Here is an 18,920-nt window from a genome sequence, read left to right as displayed (position 1 = left end):
TCTCGCGCTTACCTCGCGCCTACCGCGCGCGGCGGGCCAGGCGCTCGGAGTCGGAGATCAGCACGCTCTTGCCCTCCAGGCGGATCCAGCCGCGGTGGGCGAAGTCGGCCAGCGCCTTGTTCACGGTCTCCCGGGAAGCGCCCACCAGCTGAGCGATCTCCTCCTGCGTGAGGTCGTGGGTGACCCGCATCGCGCCGCCCTCCTGGGTGCCGAACCGCTGCGCCAACTGCAGCAGCTGCTTGGCCACCCGGCCGGGCACGTCGGTGAAGATCAGGTCGGCCAGGTTGTTGTTGGTGCGGCGAAGCCGGCGCGCCAACACGCGCAACAGTTGCTCGGCGATCTCCGGACGGTCGGCGATCCACGCCCGCAGCGCGTCGCGGTCCATCGACACCGCCCGCACCTCGGTGATCGTCGTCGCGCTCGACGTCCGGGGGCCCGGGTCGAAGATCGACAGCTCGCCGAACATGTCCGACGGGCCCATGATGGTCAGCAGGTTTTCCCGGCCGTCCGGGGAGCGGCGACCGATCTTCACTTTGCCGGCGACGATGATGTACAGCCGGTCGCCCGGCTCGCCTTCAGCGAAAACCGTGTGTCCACGGGGGAAATCAACGGGCTGCAGTTGCTTGGTCAACGCAGCGACGGCGCTGGGCTCAACCCCCTGGAAGATTCCTGCCCTTGCCAGGATCTCGTCCACGTTTCCTCTTCTTGCTTCTTCAGGTGCTCACGAATTACTTACGGGCAGGCCAATTTGTGACGGCCGACACGAGTCTAAAGGTAGGCCACTCAGCGCGGCGTGCCAACGCTAAACACGATTGACGTGTCGAGTCACCGTAAATTGTGTGTTGGTCCGGTAGCGCCCGCGAATGCGGGTGGGCAGCCCCACTTCGACGCGCCCGACGACGTCGGTGGCAAAGATCGTCTCGGCGTGATGCCGTCCGGTCAGCTGCTTGGGCTGCGGGGTGGCCACCAGTCCCAGCGCCTGGCGTCGATGCAGGTATTCCAGCGCTTCGGGCATGCCTTCGCGGGCCAGTGTGTGCACGTCCACGGCCTCGGCCTGATTCAGGAAATCGGCGACGTCGGTGGCGGTCACAGCATCGCGGGCCAGGGCCTTCTCCAGCCGCCCGAGCCCGATCGTCGCCAGCATCAGCAACCCCGGGATGCAGGCCACCAGCAACCACAGCACAAGGAGAGTAAACACGCGCAAGGTCTCAGACAGATTACGAAATCAGTACTCTGTCGTAGGTGACAGCGGCGAAGTCGTCCGGGCGATCCAAGTCCAAGCCCGTGCCGCCCGCTCCGGTCCTCGCCAAGCGCTGGGCAGACGAAACCCGAACCGGGTTGGTGCGACGGGCGCGACGGATGAACCGCACCCTGGCGCAGGCGTTTCCGCACGTCTACTGCGAACTGGACTTCACCACGCCGCTCGAGCTGGCGGTGGCCACCATCCTGTCGGCACAGAGCACCGACAAGCGGGTCAACCTGACGACGCCGGCGGTGTTCGCCAAGTACCGGACCGCTCTGGATTACGCGCAGGCCGATCGCGCCGAACTCGAGACGCTGATCCATCCCACCGGCTTCTTCCGTAACAAGGCGTCGTCGCTGATCGGCCTGGGTCAGGCCCTCGTCGAGCGGTTCGACGGCGAAGTGCCCAAGACCATGGACGAGTTGGTGACGCTGCCCGGCGTCGGTCGCAAGACCGCCAACGTGATTCTGGGCAACGCGTTCGACGTGCCCGGCATCACCGTCGACACCCACTTCGGGCGGTTGGTGCGACGGTGGCGATGGACCGCCGAAGAGGACCCGGTCAAGGTCGAACACGCCGTCGGCGAGCTGATCGAGCGCAAGGAATGGACCCTGCTCAGCCACCGGGTGATCTTCCACGGCCGCCGGGTGTGCCACGCCCGCAAACCGGCTTGCGGTGTCTGCGTGCTGGCCAAGGACTGCCCGTCATTCGGACTGGGTCCCACCGAGCCGCTGCTGGCCGCACCGCTGGTGCAGGGCCCCGAAACCGATCACCTGCTGGCCCTGGCCGGGCTCTGACGCCTCACATGAAGGCGCTCTCCGGCACGACCCGCTGGACCCTCGCGGTCTTGACAGTGGTCGCCGCGCTGGTGGTGGCCCTGGTGGCCGAGCTGCGCGACGACGCGGCGCCGTCGGTGAGTGGCCAGGCGCCCGCGCCGCGGGAACACCGCGACGCCGATACCCCGGCCGCGCTGGCCGGGCCCCGCCAGCGTGCCGATCTGCCGCCCTGTCCCGGCCCGGGAGCCGGTGCAGGCGCGGCGGCACTGCGCGGCGTCGTGGTGGAATGCGCGGCCGACGGCGCCGCCGTCGACGTGGCGAAGGCGCTGGCCGGCCGGCGGGTGGTGCTCAACCTGTGGGCGTATTGGTGTGGCCCGTGCACTGCGGAACTGCCCGCGATGGCCGAGTATCAACGGCGGATGGGTGCCGACGTCACGGTGCTGACGGTGCATCAGGACGAGAACGAGACGGCCGCGTTGCTGCGCCTGGCCGAACTCGGAGTTCGGCTGCCCACCCTGCAGGACGGCCGCCGCAGAGTCGCGGCGGCGTTGCGGGTGGTTAACGTGATGCCCGCGACGGTGGTGCTGCGGCCGGACGGTAGCGTTGCCCAAACCCTGCCGCGGGCTTTCGGCAGCGCCGATGAGATCGCGGACGTGATTGGAAATGGGGCGGGCTAGGAGGGAGGCGGCGTTGAGTGCGGCGATTCCCCTGACTCCCGACGTCAGCCCGCCGTGGTTGCGACCGCTGGTCGACAACGTCGAGAAGATTCCTGACGCGTACCGGCGCCGGCTGCCCGCCGACGTGCTGGCCATGGTGACCGCGGCCCGCTCGGTGTCGTCGCTGCGCCGCACCGGCCGCGACGCCGCCGTATTGGTGCTGTTCTCCGGACCGCAGGACGAGCCGGCCGGCGCCGGCGTGCCCGACGACGCCGATCTGCTGCTCACCGTGCGGGCGTCCACGCTGCGACATCACGCCGGACAGGCCGCGTTTCCCGGCGGCGCCTCAGATCCCGGCGACGACGGTCCCGTCGCCACCGCGCTGCGCGAGGCGTGGGAGGAGACGGGGATCGACGTCGGCAGGTTGCACGCGCTGGCCACCATGGAGCGGACGTTCATCGCGCCGTCCAACTTCCACGTCGTCCCGGTGCTGGCGTATTCGCCGGATCCGGGCCCGGTGACCGTCGTCAACGACGCCGAGACGGCCATCGTGGCCCGGGTGCCGGTGCGGGCCTTCGTCAACCCGGAGAATCGGCTGATGGTCTATCGCGGCACGCTGGGCAAGCGCTGGGCGGGACCGGCGTTCCTGCTGAACCAGATGTTGGTGTGGGGTTTCACCGGCCAGGTGATCTCCGCGGTGCTCGACGTCGCGGGCTGGGCCAAGCCCTGGGACACCGACGACCTCCGCGAATTGGACGACGCGATGGTGCTGGTCGGCGATTCCCCGACGAACAGGGGCGGGCTGCGATGACGCCGTCCCAGTGGCTGGACATCGCGGTGCTGGCGGTCGCCTTCATCGCGGCCATCTCCGGATGGCGCTCGGGCGCGCTCGGTTCGGTGCTCTCGTTCGCCGGAGTGCTGTTGGGCGCGGTGGCCGGTGTGCTGCTGGCACCACACATCGTCAGCCACATCGCCGCGCCGCGGGCCAAGCTGTTCGCCGCGCTGTTCCTGATCCTGGCGCTGGTGGTGGTCGGCGAGGTCGCCGGGGTGGTGTTGGGGCGCGCGGTGCGCGGCGCCATCCGCAACCGTCCGGTCCGCACCGTCGACTCGGTGATCGGCGTGGCAGTGCAGCTGGTGGTGGTGCTGACGGCGGCCTGGCTGCTGGCGACCCCGCTGACCCAGTCCAAGGACCAGCCCGAACTGGCCGCCGCCGTGCGGGGTTCCCGGGTGCTCGCCGAAGTCAACGAGGTGGCGCCCACCTGGCTGAAAACGGTGCCCAAACGGCTCTCGGCGCTGCTCAACACCTCCGGCCTGCCCGCGGTGCTGGAACCGTTCAGCCGTACCCCGGTCATTCCGGTCGCTTCGCCGGATCCGGCGCTCAAGACCAACCCGGTCGTGGCGGCCACTCGGCCCAGCGTGGTCAAGGTCCGCGCCGAGGCGCAGAGTTGCCGCAAATTGTTGGAAGGCACCGGATTCGTGGTGTCGGCACCCGGCTGGGTGATGACCAACGCGCACGTGGTCGCCGGTTCCAACAGCGTGTCCGTCGAGGCTGACGACAAGACCTACAAGGCCACCGTGGTGTCCTACGACCCGGTCGTCGACATCGCGATCCTGGCCGTCCCGGAGCTGACGGCCGCGCCGCTGAAATTCGCCGAGCGCCCCGCGAAGACCGGGACCGACGTCGTCGTGCTCGGCTACCCCGGCGGCGGCATGTTCACTGCCACCCCGGCCCGGATCCGCGAGCTGATCAAGCTGAGCGGACCCGACATCTATCGCAGCCCGCAGCCGGTCACCCGCGAGGTCTACACCATCAGAGCGATTGTGGAGCAGGGCGATTCGGGCGGACCCCTGATCGACCTGGACGGCCGGGTGGTCGGGGTGGTGTTCGGCGCGGCTGTGGACGACGCGGACACCGGCTTCGTGCTGACCGCCGAGGAGGTGGCCGGCCAGCTGGCCCGGATCGGTGCCACTCAGCCGGTCCAAACCGGGGCCTGCGTCAGCTGACCCGGTGCACCTGGTCGAGGAACCGGTTGAGGTGCCGGCTGACTTCCTGCGGCGCTTCCTCGTGGCCGTAATGTCCTGCGCCGGCCACCGAGATGTAGCGGCCGTGCGGCGCGTAGCGCTGCGTGCGTTCGACCGGGGCGGCCAGCACGTAGGGATCGGCGTCGCCGCGGATGTGCAGCAGCGGCACGCCGAGTTGCCCGGTCGTGGACTTGATGAACCGGTGACCTTCGGTGCGTAGCTGGCTGCGCACCGCCCAGCGCTGGTACTCCAGTGCGCAGTGCGCGGCGCCCGGGATCTGGATGGCGCCGCGCAGATGACCGATGGTCTGCGAAAAGTCCTCCGAGGCAAGCCATTTGGCGCTGCTGCGGCTGCGGACCAGCCGTTCGATCTCGGCGCCGTCGTGTCGGGTGAGTAACCGTTCCGGCCACAGCGGCGCCTGATAGCGCAACAACGTCGGCAGCAGCGCGCGACTCTGATCGCGCCGGGTCAGCGTGGACCGGCGCAACGCGATCGGGTGCGGCGAGCTGATGACCGCGATGGCACGCACCAGCCGGGAATGCAGCAGGGCGGTGGCCCAGCAGGCCAGTCCGCCGTCGGCGTGCCCGATCAGCGTCGCCGAGGAGTGGCCGAGCGCGCGGATCAGCCCGGCGGTGTCACCGGCCAGCGTCCAGCCGTCGTAGCCGCGGGGCGGTTTGTCGCTGCCGCCGTAGCCGCGCAGGTCGACCGCCACCACCCGGGCACCGCGCAGTTCGCGCAACTGGTGGCGCCAGGACCACCAGAACGAGCCGAACCCGTGCAACAGGATCACCAGCGGGCGTGCGGTGGCGGGACCGGCATCGTCTCGGGTGGCCTCCACGACGTGGAAGCGGATGCCGTTGGCGTGCACGTCCAGATGCCGCCAGGGCCCGTCGATACGGACCATCGACGGATCTGGAACCGGCATCTACCAACCCGAGGGATCGGCGGGAGTCTTGGCGTCGATGGCTTTGGGCGGCGTCTTGTCGTGACCGGGGGTGAACGCGGTGCGCGCCTCTTTGACCGATTCGATGGTCTTCTGCGGCCCCCGGATCCGGCGGACCTTCAAAAAGCCCAGCAGGGCCAGCACGGCGGTGACGACGACCATGATCGCGAACACGATCAGGAACGCCACCCAGCGCCACAGCCAGGTGTCGAGCAGCTCGGCGAGAAAGAAGAACAAGAAGAAGGTGGAGTAGAACAAGACAACCAGCGCGGAGACGAAGAAAACGCTGCCGGTCAGCCCTTTCTTGACGTCGCGGGTGATCTCGGCGCGCGCCAGTTCCACCTCGGCGCGCACCAGCGTCGACATCTGCGTGGTCACGTCTTTGATCAGATCGCCCACCGACGGGTCACCGGCCCTGGCGTGCGGGTCCGCCAGCGGGATGGTGGTCAGCGTGTTGGGCACACCGTTCTTGTCAGGTTTGCTCACAGACGATCCTCTCCGTTGTGCTGCCCCTGAAGCTTCGGTGGCGCGCCAGTTGTCGCATTCATGTTGCCATGCGACCCGATGTCCGACGAGGCCAGTCGAACCGGCAACGAGCGAGGCCGAATACACTGACTGCCTGTTCTCCAATCTCGCTCCGATAATCGACGAATCGACAGGGGTATCACTTTGCAGAAGGCGCCGAGCGGTCTGAATTTCGTCGCCGCTGCCGCGGCCACCCTGGCCGCGTTCCTGGCCTTTCTGTTCCTGCCTGTCAGCACCGCCGTCGCCGACGAGAAGGTGCCGCTGGGCGCAGGCGCGGGCATCGTCGTCAACACCGGCACGCTGTGCACGCTCACCGCAATCGGTCACGACAAGTTCGGCGACCTGATCGGGTTCAGCTCGGCGCACTGCGGTGGACCGGGTGCGCCGGTGGCCGCCGAAGGGGCCGAGGGGGCCGGCCAGGTGGGCACCATGGTCGCCGGCAACGACAGCCTGGACTACGCGGTGATCAGGTTCGACCCGGCCAGGGTCACGCCGGTGGCCGACTTCAACGGTTTTGCCGTCAACGGCATCGGCCCGGACCCGGCGTTCGGTCAGGTCGCCTGCAAGCAGGGCCGCACCACGGGTAACTCGTGCGGCGTCACCTGGGGTCCGGGACAGGACCCGGGCTCGATCCTGATGCAGGTGTGCGGCGGGCCCGGCGATTCCGGAGCGCCGGTGACGGTGGACAACATGCTGGTCGGGATGATCCACGGCGCGTTCAGCGACGCCCTGCCCACCTGTGTCACGAAGTACATCCCGCTGCACACACCGGCGGTGGTGATGTCGATCAACGCCGACCTGGCCGACATCAACGCCAAGAACCGGCCGGGTTCGGGATTCGTGCCGATCGGCGGCTGAGCCTCTCTCGGCCCTCTTTCGCCGAGCGTCACGCCCCTCTTCCGCCGAGCGTCACGCCCCTCTTTCGCCGAGCGTCACGCCCCTCTTTCGCCGAGCGTCACGCCCCTCTTTCGCCGAGCGTCACGCCCCTCTTTCGCCGAGCGTCACGCTCCTCTTCCGCCGAGCGTCACGCCCCTCTTTCGCCGAGCGTCACGCCCCTCTTTCGCCGAGCGTCACGCTAGCGTGGCGCTCGACGCCCACCGCCACGCTAGCGTGACACTCGACGGGCTGGTGACGCTCGGCGGGCCTCGTGACGCTCGGCGGGCTGGTGACGCTCGGCGGGCTGGTGACACTCGGCGGGCTGGTGACGCTCGGCGGGCTGGTGACGCTCGGCGGGCTGGTGTAGCTCGACGGGCTGGTGCAGCGGCTGAGCTACTTGGCCTCGCGGATCGCGTCGAACACGTCGGGGTCCAGCAGCGTGGAGGTGTCGCCGAGTTCGCGGTTCTCGGCGATGTCGCGCAGGAGTCGGCGCATGATCTTGCCGCTGCGGGTCTTCGGCAGTTCGGGCACCACGTGCACCTCGCGTGGCTTGGCGATCGGCGAGATCTCGTGGGCGACCTCGGAGCGCAACTCCTCGACGGTGCCGTCGCTGGCCTCGTAATTCTCCCGGAGCACGACGAACGCGCAGATGGCCTGGCCGGTGGTGTCGTCGGTGACCCCCACCACCGCGGCCTCGGCCACTCCGGAATGCCCGACCAACGCCGACTCCACCTCGGCGGTGGAGATGCGGTGACCGGAAATGTTCATCACGTCGTCGATGCGGCCCAGCACCCAGATGTCGCCGTCGGGGTCGAAGCGGGCGCCGTCGCCGGCGAAGTAATAGCCGTGCTCGGCGTACTTGGACCAGTAGGTCTTGCGGTACCGCTCGGGGTCCCCCCAGATGCCACGCAGCATCGCCGGCCACGGCTGATCCAGGACCAGATACCCGGTGACGTGCTCCTCACCCTCCTTGTCCGGGGGAAGCGGTTCACCGTGGTCGTCGACGATCTTGGCCGAGATGCCCGGCAGCGCCGCCATCGCCGACCCCGGTTTGGCCGCGCTGACCCCGGGCAGCGGGGAGATCATCGCCGCACCGGTCTCGGTCTGCCACCAGGTGTCGACCACCGGCACCTTGCCGCCGCCGACGACGTCGCGGTACCAGCGCCAGGCTTCCGGATTGATGATCTCGCCGACCGTGCCGAGCAATCTGATGCTGGACAGGTCGTGGGCGTCGGGGATCTCCCGACCCCACTTCATGAACGTGCGGATCAGTGTCGGAGCGGTGTAATAGATTGTGACGCCGTATCTTTCGATGATCTCGAAATGCCGGTGCTGGGTGGGGGTGTTCGGGGTGCCCTCGTAGAGAACCTCGGTGACCCCGTTGGACAGCGGCGCGTAGACGCCGTACGTGTGCCCGGTGACCCAGCCGATGTCGGCGGTGCACCAGAACACGTCAGTGTCCGTTTTGACGTCGAAGATCGCGTGCATCGTGTACGCGCACTGGGTCAGATAGCCGCCGCTGGTGTGCACGATGCCTTTCGGCTTCCCGGTGGTGCCGGAGGTGTAGAGCAGGAACAGCGGCTGCTCGGCGTCGAACGCCTCCGGCTGGTGTTCCGGTGCGGCCGAGTCGACCACGTCGTGCCACCACAGGTCGCGGTCGTCGTCCCAGGTCACGTCGATGCCGGTGCGGCGCACCACCAGAACGTGCTCGATGGGACTGTCGGGCACCGAGACCGCCTCGTCGGCGGCGTCTTTGAGCGGCGCGGCCTTGCCGCGCCGGAACTGTCCGTCGGCGGTGATCAGCAGCTTGGTCTGCGCGTCGGCGATGCGGGCCTGCAGCGCGTGCGCGGTGAAACCGCCGAACACCACGGTGTGCATGATGCCCAGACGCGCGCAGGCCAGCATCGCGATCACGGCCTCGGGTATCAGCGGCAGGTAGATGGCGACACGGTCACCGGCGACCAGCCCGAGGTCGGTCAGCGCGTTGGCCGCCTTGCACACCTGGGTCTGCAGCTCTGCGTAGGTGAAGCTGCGCCGGTGGTCGTCGGGTTCGCCTTCCCAGTGGATGGCCACGCGGTCCCCGTTGCCCGCTTCGACGTGACGGTCCAGGCAGTTGTAGGCGACGTTGAGTTTGCCGCCGACGAACCATTTGGCGAACGGCGCGTCCGACCAGTCCAGCACCTCGGTGTGCGGCGTCTCCCAATCGAGCCGCTCGGCCTGCTCGGCCCAGAACGCCAACCGGTCTTGGTCTGCCTGTTCGTAGATTTCGGGCTTGGCGTTGGACTGCTCGGCGAATTGCGTCGCAGGCGGGTAGGACCCTGCCTCTTCAGAGCTTTTGGCCGTGGCGTCTGTCACGTATCGAGCCTATTAGGGTCGCAGGCATGCGTCGGATGCGGGCCGCGCTGGCCGCCATGCTGGTGGCTGCCTGCTTGGCGGGCTGCGGCGGCGGCATGCTGACACCCGACGTGGTGGTGGTGAACGCTGCCGAACCGCCGAACCCGCTGATCCCCACCGGCACCAACGACAGCAATGGCGGTCGCATCCTGGATCGGCTGTTCGCCGGCCTGATGTCCTATGACGCGGCGGGCAGGCCGTCCCTCGAGGTTGCGCAGTCCATCGAGACCACCGACAACATCAACTACCGCATCGTGCTCAAGCCGGGTTGGAAGTTCACCGACGGCACACCGGTCACCGCCCACTCGTTCGTCGACGCCTGGAACTACGGCGCACTGAGCGCCAACGCCCAACTGCAACAGAACTTCTTCAGCCCGATCGCCGGATACGACGACGTCGCCGGTGCGCCGACCGAGGGACAGCCCGCCACGACGATGTCCGGGTTGCGCGTCGTCGACGACCTCGAGTTCACCGTCCGGCTCAAGGCGCCGACCATCGACTTCAAGATGAGCCTGGGGCACAGCGCGTTCTACCCGTTGCCGCCCAAGGCGTTTCAGGACATGGCGGCGTTCGGCCAGCACCCGGTCGGCAACGGCCCTTACCAGCTCGCCGACAGTCCGGACGGTCCGGCGTGGGAACACAACGTCAAGATCGACCTGGCGCCCAACCCCGACTATCACGGCAACCGCAAACCGCGCAACAAGGGTCTGCGGTTCGAGTTCTACGCCAACCTCGACACCGCCTACGCCGACTTGCTGTCGGGCAATCTCGATGTGCTGGATACGATTCCGTCCAGCGCGTTGAGCATCTATCAGCGCGATCTCGGTGGCAACGCCGTCAGCGCACCGGTCGCCGTCAGCCAGTCGCTGGACACCCCGTTGCGGCTGCCGCACTTCGGCGGCGAGGAGGGCCGCCTGCGCCGCCTGGCGCTGTCGGCCGCCATCAACCGGCCGCAGATCTGTCAGCAGATCTTCAGCGGTACCCGCAGCCCGGCACGCGACTTCACCGCCAGCTCGCTGCCCGGCTTCGACCCCCATATCCCCGGCAGCGACGCGCTGGACTTCAATCCCGATCGGGCACGGCAACTTTGGGCGCAGGCCAACGCGATATCGCCGTGGACCGGGCGATACGCCATCGCCTACAACGCCGACAGCGGTCATCAGGAGTGGGTGGACGCGGTGGCCAACAGCATCAAGAACGTGCTGGGCATCGACGCGGTCGGGGCACCGCAGCCGACGTTCGCCGGGTTCCGCACCCAGATCACCAACCGCACCATCGACACGGCGTTCCGGGCCGGCTGGATCGGCGACTACCCGTCGATGATCGAGTTTCTGGCCCCGCTGTACGCCACCGGCGCCGGATCCAACGACGTCGGCTACTCCAGCGCCGAGTTCGACGCCGCGCTGGCGGCCGCCGAGGGAGCGCCCGACATACGCCAGGCCGACGTGCTGGTCAACGTCGCACAACGAATCCTGTTGCGCGACATGCCCGCTATCCCGTTGTGGTACTACATCAGTGTGATCGGATGGTCGAGCCAGGTGAGCAACGTCAAACCCACCTGGAACGGCCTGCCCGACTACGAGAACCTGCTCAAGGGCTGACATGGGCTGGTACGTGCTGCGCCGGATCGCCGTCATGGTGCCGGTTTTCCTGGGTGCCACGCTGTTGATCTACGGCATGGTGTTCCTGCTGCCCGGTGACCCGGTGGCAGCGATGGCCGGCGACCGGCCGCTGAGCCCGGCGGTCGCTGCGCAACTACGTGCCCAGTACCACCTCGACGACCCGTTCCTGGTGCAGTATCTGCGCTACCTCGGTGGTCTGCTGCACGGCGACCTGGGCCGCGCGTACTCGGGTCTACCGGTCAGTGCCGTTCTGGCGCATGCCTTTCCGGTGACGATCCGGTTGGCGCTGATCGCGCTGGTGGTCGAGGCGGTGCTGGGCATCGGGTTCGGGGTGATCGCGGGGCTGCGCCAGGGTGGCATCTTCGACACGACGGTGCTGGTGACCGGATTGGTCATCATCGCGATCCCGATTTTCGTGCTGGGCTTCCTGGCGCAGTTCGTGTTCGGCGTACGGCTGGGGCTGGCGCCGGTGACGGTGGGCGGCCGGGCGACGTTCGGGCGGCTGCTGCTGCCCGGAATCGTGTTGGGCCTGGTGTCTTTCGCATACGTGGTGCGGTTGACCCGTTCGGCGGTGGCCGCCAACGCCCACGCCGACTACGTCCGTACCGCCACGGCCAAGGGCCTGTCGCGGTCCCGGGTGGTGACGGTGCACATTCTGCGCAACTCGCTGATCCCGGTGGTGACGTTCCTGGGCGCCGACCTCGGCGCGCTGATGGGCGGAGCCATTGTGACCGAAGGGATTTTCAACATCCACGGCGTCGGCGGTGTGCTGTATCAGGCGGTCACCAGGCAGGAGGCGCCGACGGTGGTGTCGATCGTGACGGTGCTGGTGGGAATCTATCTGCTCAGCAACCTGCTGGTGGATTTGCTCTACGCCGCACTGGATCCCAGGATCCGGTATGCATAAACGGCCCAAGTTCGTCGTCTCCCTGATGCTGATCGTGCTGATCCTCGTCGTCGCCGCGTTTCCGGCGTTGTTCACCGGCGCCGACCCCACCTACGCCGACCCGAGCCAGAGCCTCCTACCGCCCTCGGCGGCACATTGGTTCGGCACGGACTTACAAGGCCACGACATCTACGCGCGCACCGTGTACGGCGCGCGTGCGTCGGTGACCGTCGGGTTGGGCGCGACGCTGGCCGTGTTCCTCGTCGGCGGTGCGTTGGGCGCGTTGGCCGGCTTCTACGGCGGCTGGGTCGACGCCCTGGTGTCCCGGCTCACCGACGTGTTCTTCGGCTTGCCGTTGCTGTTGGCCGCGATCGTGCTCATGCAGGTGATGCACCACCGCACGGTGTGGACGGTGATCGCCATCCTGGCGCTGTTCGGCTGGCCCCAGGTGGCCAGGATCGCGCGCAGTTCGGTGCTCGAGGTGCGGGGTAGTGACTACGTGCTGGCAGCGAAAGCATTGGGGCTGAGCCGCTTTCGGATCTTGCTGCGACACGCCGTACCCAACGCCATCGGGCCGGTGATCGCGGTGGCCACCATCGCGCTGGGTGCCTTCATCGTCACCGAGGCCACCCTGTCCTACCTCGGGGTCGGGTTGCCGCCGTCGGTGGTGTCCTGGGGCGGTGACATCAACGTGGCGCAGATGCGGTTGCGGGCCGGCTCGCCGATCCTGTTCTATCCTGCTGGCGCACTGGCGGTTACGGTGCTGGCGTTCATGGTCATGGGCGACGCGCTGCGCGACGGTCTGGACCCGGCCTCACGGGCGTGGCGGGCATGAGCGTACTGCTGTCGGTGGAAGGCCTGGAAGTCCGGTTCGGCGCCGACGAACCCGTCGTGCGGGGCATGAACTTCAGTGTGCTGTCCGGCCAGACCGTCGCGGTGGTGGGGGAGTCCGGGTCCGGCAAGTCCACCGCGGCCGCCGCCGTCCTCGGCCTGCTGGCACCGGGTGGCCGGATCACCGGCGGGCGCATCGTCTTTGACGGCCGTGACATCACCGGGGCCGGCCGGCGTGCGATGCGCTCCATCCGGGGCAGCCAGATCGGCTACGTGCCGCAGGATCCGATGTCCAACCTGAACCCGGTCTGGAAGGTCGGCTTTCAGATCCGAGAAGCGTTGCGGGCCAACACCGACGGTCGTGACGCGCGACGGCGGGCGGTCGAGCTGCTGGCGCAGGCCGGGATGCGCGAGCCCGACAAGCAGGCCGGGCGGTATCCGCACCAGTTGTCCGGCGGCATGTGCCAGCGCGCGCTGATCGCCATCGGTTTGGCCGGCAGACCGCGGCTGCTGATCGCCGACGAGCCCACGTCGGCTCTGGACGTCACGGTGCAACGCCAGGTTCTCGACCATCTGGGCCGGCTCACCGACGAACTGGGTACGGCGCTGTTGCTGATCACCCACGACCTGGCGCTGGCCGCCGAGCGGGCCGAGTCGGTGGTGGTGGTGCACCGCGGAGTGGTGGTGGAATCCGGTGTGGCGCAAGACATTTTGCGGAATCCGCAGCACGAGTACACGCGCCGTCTGGTCGCCGCCGCGCCGTCGCTGACCGCCCGGGACAAGCGCTCGGCCCAGATCCGGGAGCGGGTGGCCGCCTCGGCAGCCGAACACGTCGCCGGCTCCGACGATCTGCTCGTCGTGTCGGAGCTGACCAAGACCTACCGCGAGTCGCGCGGCGCACCGTGGCGGCGCACCGAGTTCCGGGCCGTCGACGCGGTGTCGTTCCGGGTGCCCCGGGCCACCACGTTGGCCGTCGTCGGCGAATCGGGCTCGGGCAAGTCGACATTGGCGCGGATGGTGCTGGGTCTGCTGGCGCCGACGTCGGGAACCGTCGTCTTCGACGGGACCGACGTCGCCGCGATGGACCGCAGCACCGAACTGGCGTTCCGCCGTCGGGTGCAGCCGGTCTTCCAGAACCCCTACAGCAGCCTGGACCCGATGTACTCGGTGTCGCGGGCCGTCGAGGAGCCGTTGCGCATTCACCGGGTCGGCGACCGTGCCCAGCGCCGGCGCGCGGTCCGTGAACTCATCGACCAGGTGGCGCTGCCGTCGTCGGTGCTGGACCGGCTGCCCCGCGAGCTGTCGGGCGGGCAGCGGCAACGGGTCGCGATCGCGCGGGCGCTGGCGCTGCGGCCCGACATGCTGGTCTGCGACGAGGCGGTCTCCGCCCTCGACGTGCTGGTGCAGGCGCAGATCCTGGATTTGCTGGCCGAACTACAAGCCAACCTCGGGTTGACTTACCTGTTCATCAGCCACGACCTGGCCGTGATCCGCCAGATCTCCGACGACGTGCTGGTGATGCGCAACGGGCAGGTGGTGGAACAGGCTCCCACCGAGCAGGTGTTCGCCGCGCCGGGACACGAGTACACCCGACAGCTATTGGAGGCGATTCCCGGTGAGTGACCCGTTGGCTCCGTTGATGAACCTGCCCGGCGTCGCCGAGGCCAGCGACCGGGCGCGGGAGGCCCTGGGTCGAGCGCACCGGCACCGGGCCAACCTGCGCGGCTGGCCGGTCACCGCCGCCGAGGCGTCGTTGCGGGCCGCGCGGGCCTCGTCGGTGCTCGACGGCGGTCCGGTCCGGCTGGACGACGTCGCGGATGCCGCCGCGCACCAGGGCGGGGTCAGCGACCCGGTGTTCGGCGGTGCGCTGCGGGTGGCTCAGGCGCTGGAAGGCGGCGGGGGACCGCTCGTTGCGGTGTGGCAGAAGGCGCCGCTGCAGGCGCTGGCCCGCTTGCACACGCTCGCGGCCGCCGACCAGGCCGACGACGACCGGCTGGGACGTCCGCGCGCCGCCCCCGAGATCGCCCCGCGCCTGGAGTTGCTCGCCGACGTGGTGACTCGTCCGACTGCGGCGTCGGCGGCGGTGGTCGCCGCGGTGGCGCATGGGGAGTTGTTGACACTGAAACCATTCGGCAGCGGCGACGGCGTGGTGGCCCGCGCGGTGTCCCGGTTGGTCACCATTGCCAGCGGACTTGATCCGCACGGACTCGGTGTGCCGGAGGTGATTTGGATGCGGCAGTCCGCCGCCTACCGTGACGCCGCGGTCAAATTCGCCGCGGGCTCGCCGGACGGCGTGGCCGCTTGGCTGGTGCTGTGCTGCCGGGCGCTGCGGGCCGGCGCGCAGGAGGCTTTGATGATCGCCGAATCGGTAGCTGGCGGCCGGGTCGAGTAGTTGTCGGCACAATGCAAAGCGGGCGGCGATACGAAGGTTTCGAATCGCCGCCCGCCAACACGGTTCTCGGGTACCAAGCGTGCATCTGTGGGCTGCGTGGGTGGCCTCGGCGCGTTTGCGACACTTCCTGCTGCTGCCCCACCCAAAGGGCTGTCGAGGCATTCCGTTCTTCGCAATTACGCAGGCCCGCAACACTTCTGCCATTATCGCGGCTATGACTCCGCGTGGGTGCCGGGAACCGTGCTGGGTGCCCGGGTCGGGAGAACGAACCTTCTCTTCCGGATCGACCTTGGCCTTACCGGGCTGCCGTGACTCCTTTGTACTACTAGACCACTAGCACAGCAAGGCCTAAACGCGTCAAAGTTGGGAAGCGGCTTCGGCGATGCGCGAAAGTTGTTTGCTGCCGTGGCGTTTGGGGAAGTTGGGACGCCAGCGCTAGAACGGCCGACGCCTAGAAAGCGAAGCGCCGCAACAGCGTGTAGGTCACCGCGCCGGCGGCCAACGCGGTGACGCCCACCGCGGCCGTCGTCGCAATCGCGGCGCCCGACGGCGCCGGGATCCGGTCCCGCAATGACACCGGCCGTGAGAACGACAACACCGGCCAGCCGCGGTCCAGAGCCTCCTTGCGCAGGCCGCGGTCGGGGTTCACGACGGACGGGTTGCCGACGATCTCCAGCATCGGCATGTCGGTGATCGAGTCGGAGTAGGCGTAACAGTGCTCCAACGGATAGCCCTCGCGGGCGGCCAACTCCCGGATCGCCTGCACCTTGCCCTCGCCGTAGCAGTAGAACGCGATCTCGCCGGTGTACTTGCCGTCCTCGACGACCATCCGGGTCGCCATCGCATGCGTCGCGCCCAGCGCCCGCGCAATCGGCGCGACGATCTCCTCACCGGATGCCGAGACCACCACGACGTCGCGCCCGCACAGTTTGTGTCCGGCGATCAGGTCCGCGGCTTCGGCGAATACCAGCGGAGTCACGATGTCGTGCAACGTCTCGTTGACTATCGACTTGACCTGTTCGACGTCCCACCCGATGCACATGTTGGCCAGGTGCGCACGCATCCGATCCATCTGGTCATGATCTGCGCCGGAGAGCAGAAAGATGAATTGCGCGTAGCTGGACTTCAACACGGCCCGTCGGTTCAATAGGCCCTGCGCGAAAAAGGGTTTGCTGAATGCCAGGGTGCTCGACTTGGCGATGATGGTCTTGTCCAAGTCGAAGAAAGCTGCGGTCCGCGCGCCCGGAGCTGCCGGTCCCGGCGTTTGCTGCTGCGCGGCCGGGTCTGGGACGGTCACCAAACCAGCATAGGGTGGTGATCCGTCGAAGCCGGGAATATCCGGGTTGTCTTTCTGTCGTCGGCGTTTTCACGGCTCAGACGGCACTTTCGTTGCGAATGAGGCTTGCGTCAGGCCCGGCTGGCATGTGTATAGTAAGCATTACTCGGCCTTGAGCCGAGGGTGTATCAGCCCGACCCCCCGGGGCTGATACACGACGACCCTCGCCTCCTCCCCCCCTGGCGGGGGTCGTCCCTTTTCTGGGGTAAGAATTTCTCCCCGCGGTCGCCCCTTTCAGCGCACCCGTTTGTGCACAGTTGCGTTTCTGTCCACAAATTGCTCTTTGGCCCTGGCGTGCAACACCTTGCGCGCCGCACGGTGGATCCGTGACCGATGTTGTGCGTGCCGCTCGTAGCGGTGCCGGCGGATCCGGTGTGTTGGCGATGCTGACCGATCCGGAGTTGCGCGACGAACTCGACCGCGTCGCCGCGGCGGTCGGGGTGCGCGTGGTGCATGTCGGCGGACGCAATCCGATCACCCGCAAGACGTGGGCGGCCGCCGCGGCGGTGGTGCTGGATGCAGCCGCGGCACAGCGATGCCGGCAGGGGGCCCTGCCGCGACGCGGCCACGTCACGGTTCTGACCGGCGCCGAAGCCGCGACTTCGACATGGGCCGCCGCTGTCGCCGTCGGCGCCGGGTTGGTGGTGCGGATGCCGGAGCAAGAGCAGGACCTGGTCCGCGAATTGGCAGATGCCGCCGAATCGGCACGGGACGACGGGCGGCGGGGTCAGGCCGTCGCCGTCGTGGGGGGTTGCGGTGGCGCTGGGGCGTCGATGTTCGCGGTCGCCCTGGCGCAGGCCGCGACGGAGTCGTTGCTGATCGATTTGGATCCGTGGGGCGGCGGTATCGACCTGCTGATGGGTGACGAGGCAGCGCCGGGATTGCGGTGGCCCGACCTGGCACTGCGCGGTGGGCGGCTGGACTGGTCGTCGGTGCGTGAAGTGCTGCCCCGGCAGCGCGGGATCAGCGTGTTGTCGGGCACCCGGCGGGGCTACGAATTGGACGGCGGACCCGTGGACGCGATCGTCGAAGCCGGCCGAAACGGTGGTGTCGTCGTGGTGTGCGACCTGCCGCGGCGTCTGACCGAGGCCGCGCATGTCGCGTTGGGCAGCGCCGATCTGGTGGTGCTGGTCAGCCGGTGCGACGTGCGAGCTTGTGCGGCCACCGCGACGATTGCACCGGTGCTGACCGCGCTCAATCCGAACCTCGGCCTGGTGGTGCGTGGCCCGGCGCCGGGGGGATTGCGTGCGGGGGAGGTCGCCGAGATCGCCGGGCTGCCGTTGTTGGCGTCCCTGCGTGCCGAACCGCACCTGGCCGAACGGTTGGAACGCGGCGGTCTGCGGCTGCGTCGGCGATCGGCGCTGGCATCGGCAGCGCGCTGCGTACTCGACCTGTTGCCAACCGGTCAGCCAGTGCCGGGCGGTCGCGCGGCATGAACGGTTCGCTAATCGAACGTGTTCGAGAGCGCCTCGCTACCGAATCCGGACCGCTTCGGCCCACCGTGGTGGCCGCGGCGATTCGCGCCGAGTCCGGGGGCATCCTCGGTGACACCGAGGTGCTGGCGAACCTGCGGCTGCTGCAGACCGAGCTGACCGGGGCCGGCATCCTCGAACCACTGTTGTGCGCCGATGGCACCACCGACGTGTTGGTCACCGCGCCGGACGCGGTCTGGGTCGACGATGGAAACATATTGCGGCGCAGTCAGATTCGGTTCGCCGATGAGGCCGCGGTGCGCCGGCTGGCGCAGCGGCTGGCCCTTGCCGCCGGCCGACGGCTCGACGATGCGCAGCCGTGGGTCGACGGGCAGCTGACCGGAATCGGCTCCGGTGGCTTAGCGGTGCGGCTGCACGCGGTGCTGCCGCCGGTTGCCGCCGCCGGCACCTGCCTGTCGCTACGGGTATTGCGGCCGGCGACTCAGGACCTGGCGGCGTTGAGCGCGGTGGGTGCGATCGCGCCGGATGCCGTCGAACTCGTCGCCGGCATCGTCGCCGCGCGGCTCGCGTTCCTGGTGTCCGGCGGCACCGGAGCCGGCAAGACGACCTTGTTGGCGGCGATGCTGGGTGCGGTCTCACCGGCCGAGCGGATCGTGTGCGTCGAGGATGCCGCCGAGCTGGCGCCGCCGCATCCCCATCTGGTCAAGCTGGTGGCACGGTGCGCCAATGTCGAAGGTGTCGGCGAAGTGACCGTACGCCAACTCGTCCGCCAGGCGCTGCGCATGCGCCCGGACCGGATCGTGGTCGGCGAGGTCAGGGGCGCCGAGGTGGTGGATCTGCTGGCCGCGCTCAACACCGGGCACGAGGGTGGCGCGGGAACCGTGCATGCCAACAGCCCGGGTGAGGTGCCTGCCCGGCTCGAGGCGTTGGGCGCGCTCGGCGGACTGGACCGAGCCGCCCTGCACAGCCAGCTCGCCGCCGCGGT

The 18,920-nt window shown here is 68.7% G+C and carries 18 protein-coding genes; 12 read left to right on the top strand and 6 right to left on the bottom strand.

Features of this window, described 5'->3' with window-relative positions; genetic code table 11:
- Positions 1-19: 19 nt before the first annotated feature.
- Positions 20-694 (bottom strand): cAMP-activated global transcriptional regulator CRP, encoded by a 675-nt coding sequence (crp, locus tag AC5Y4D_RS26490; protein ID WP_036362963.1) that lies wholly within the window; start codon positions 692-694, stop codon positions 20-22.
- Positions 695-802: 108 nt separating this feature from the next.
- Positions 803-1,198, bottom strand: coding sequence for a hypothetical protein (locus AC5Y4D_RS26485; protein ID WP_499993136.1), 396 nt, complete (start codon positions 1,196-1,198; stop codon positions 803-805).
- Between the two features lie 161 nt (positions 1,199-1,359).
- Here AC5Y4D_RS26485 and nth point away from each other — a divergent pair, with 161 nt between their 5' ends.
- Genes nth through marP form a run of 4 tightly spaced genes read left to right on the top strand, consistent with a single transcriptional unit; the run spans position 1,360 to position 4,679 of the window.
- Complete coding sequence (gene nth / locus AC5Y4D_RS26480) at positions 1,360-2,040, top strand: endonuclease III (protein ID WP_499993153.1); 681 nt, start codon at positions 1,360-1,362, stop codon at positions 2,038-2,040.
- Positions 2,041-2,048: 8 nt separating this feature from the next.
- Positions 2,049-2,696, top strand: coding sequence for a TlpA family protein disulfide reductase (locus AC5Y4D_RS26475; RefSeq protein WP_499943387.1), 648 nt, complete (start codon positions 2,049-2,051; stop codon positions 2,694-2,696).
- Positions 2,683-3,486, top strand: coding sequence for an NUDIX hydrolase (locus AC5Y4D_RS26470; protein WP_499993138.1), 804 nt, complete (start codon positions 2,683-2,685; stop codon positions 3,484-3,486). The genes AC5Y4D_RS26475 and AC5Y4D_RS26470 overlap by 14 nt, the downstream gene beginning before the upstream one ends.
- The gene (gene marP, locus AC5Y4D_RS26465) at positions 3,483-4,679 is read left to right on the top strand and encodes an acid resistance serine protease MarP (protein WP_499943389.1); all 1,197 of its coding nucleotides are present in this window, start codon (positions 3,483-3,485) and stop codon (positions 4,677-4,679) included. Before AC5Y4D_RS26470 ends, marP begins: the two co-directional genes overlap by 4 nt.
- Here marP and AC5Y4D_RS26460 read toward each other — a convergent pair.
- A complete protein-coding gene (locus AC5Y4D_RS26460) occupies positions 4,672-5,622 on the bottom strand; it encodes an alpha/beta fold hydrolase (protein WP_499993144.1) in 951 nt (316 codons plus the stop codon). The genes marP and AC5Y4D_RS26460 overlap by 8 nt on opposite strands.
- Positions 5,623-6,126, bottom strand: coding sequence for a phage holin family protein (locus tag AC5Y4D_RS26455; protein ID WP_499943391.1), 504 nt, complete (start codon positions 6,124-6,126; stop codon positions 5,623-5,625).
- A gap of 204 nt (positions 6,127-6,330) precedes the next feature.
- Here AC5Y4D_RS26455 and AC5Y4D_RS26450 point away from each other — a divergent pair, with 204 nt between their 5' ends.
- Positions 6,331-7,023, top strand: coding sequence for a chymotrypsin family serine protease (locus AC5Y4D_RS26450; protein WP_499993155.1), 693 nt, complete (start codon positions 6,331-6,333; stop codon positions 7,021-7,023).
- A gap of 411 nt (positions 7,024-7,434) precedes the next feature.
- Here the strand turns inward: AC5Y4D_RS26450 and acs are convergent, their stop codons facing one another.
- Positions 7,435-9,396, bottom strand: coding sequence for an acetate--CoA ligase (gene acs / locus AC5Y4D_RS26445; protein WP_499943392.1), 1,962 nt, complete (start codon positions 9,394-9,396; stop codon positions 7,435-7,437).
- Positions 9,397-9,422: 26 nt separating this feature from the next.
- Between acs and AC5Y4D_RS26440 the strand changes: the two genes are divergently transcribed.
- From AC5Y4D_RS26440 to AC5Y4D_RS26420, 5 genes are read left to right on the top strand one after another with little or no spacing between them, the layout of a single operon-like run.
- Positions 9,423-11,036, top strand: a complete 1,614-nt coding sequence (locus AC5Y4D_RS26440; RefSeq protein ID WP_499943393.1) for a peptide ABC transporter substrate-binding protein — start codon at positions 9,423-9,425, stop codon at positions 11,034-11,036.
- A 1-nt stretch (position 11,037) separates the two neighbouring features.
- Entirely contained in the window at positions 11,038-11,964 is a 927-nt protein-coding gene (locus AC5Y4D_RS26435; protein ID WP_499943394.1) for an ABC transporter permease, read from the top strand.
- Positions 11,957-12,778 carry an ABC transporter permease gene (locus tag AC5Y4D_RS26430; RefSeq protein ID WP_499943395.1) on the top strand — a complete coding sequence of 274 codons (822 nt, stop codon included), beginning with the start codon at positions 11,957-11,959 and terminating at the stop codon, positions 12,776-12,778. Before AC5Y4D_RS26435 ends, AC5Y4D_RS26430 begins: the two co-directional genes overlap by 8 nt.
- Positions 12,775-14,397 (top strand): dipeptide ABC transporter ATP-binding protein, encoded by a 1,623-nt coding sequence (locus tag AC5Y4D_RS26425; protein WP_499943396.1) that lies wholly within the window; start codon positions 12,775-12,777, stop codon positions 14,395-14,397. Before AC5Y4D_RS26430 ends, AC5Y4D_RS26425 begins: the two co-directional genes overlap by 4 nt.
- 16 nt (positions 14,398-14,413) lie before the next feature.
- Positions 14,414-15,166: a Fic family protein gene (locus AC5Y4D_RS26420; RefSeq protein ID WP_499943426.1), complete on the top strand. Its 753-nt coding sequence runs from the start codon at positions 14,414-14,416 to the stop codon at positions 15,164-15,166.
- 451 nt (positions 15,167-15,617) lie between these two features.
- Here AC5Y4D_RS26420 and AC5Y4D_RS26415 read toward each other — a convergent pair whose 3' ends face one another.
- Positions 15,618-16,463 (bottom strand): HAD-IB family hydrolase, encoded by an 846-nt coding sequence (locus tag AC5Y4D_RS26415; protein ID WP_499943397.1) that lies wholly within the window; start codon positions 16,461-16,463, stop codon positions 15,618-15,620.
- A gap of 422 nt (positions 16,464-16,885) precedes the next feature.
- On the opposite strand from AC5Y4D_RS26415, the gene ssd reads away from it, so the two are divergent.
- Positions 16,886-17,938, top strand: coding sequence for a septum site-determining protein Ssd (gene ssd, locus AC5Y4D_RS26410; RefSeq protein WP_499943427.1), 1,053 nt, complete (start codon positions 16,886-16,888; stop codon positions 17,936-17,938).
- The coding region (locus tag AC5Y4D_RS26405; RefSeq protein WP_500038662.1) for a TadA family conjugal transfer-associated ATPase at positions 17,935-18,920 on the top strand (986 nt) is incomplete at its 3' end. The genes ssd and AC5Y4D_RS26405, both read left to right, overlap by 4 nt.

Source organism: Mycobacterium sp. NGS67 (genome assembly GCF_059812185.1).
This window is presented reverse-complemented; position numbering and strand designations above follow the sequence as displayed.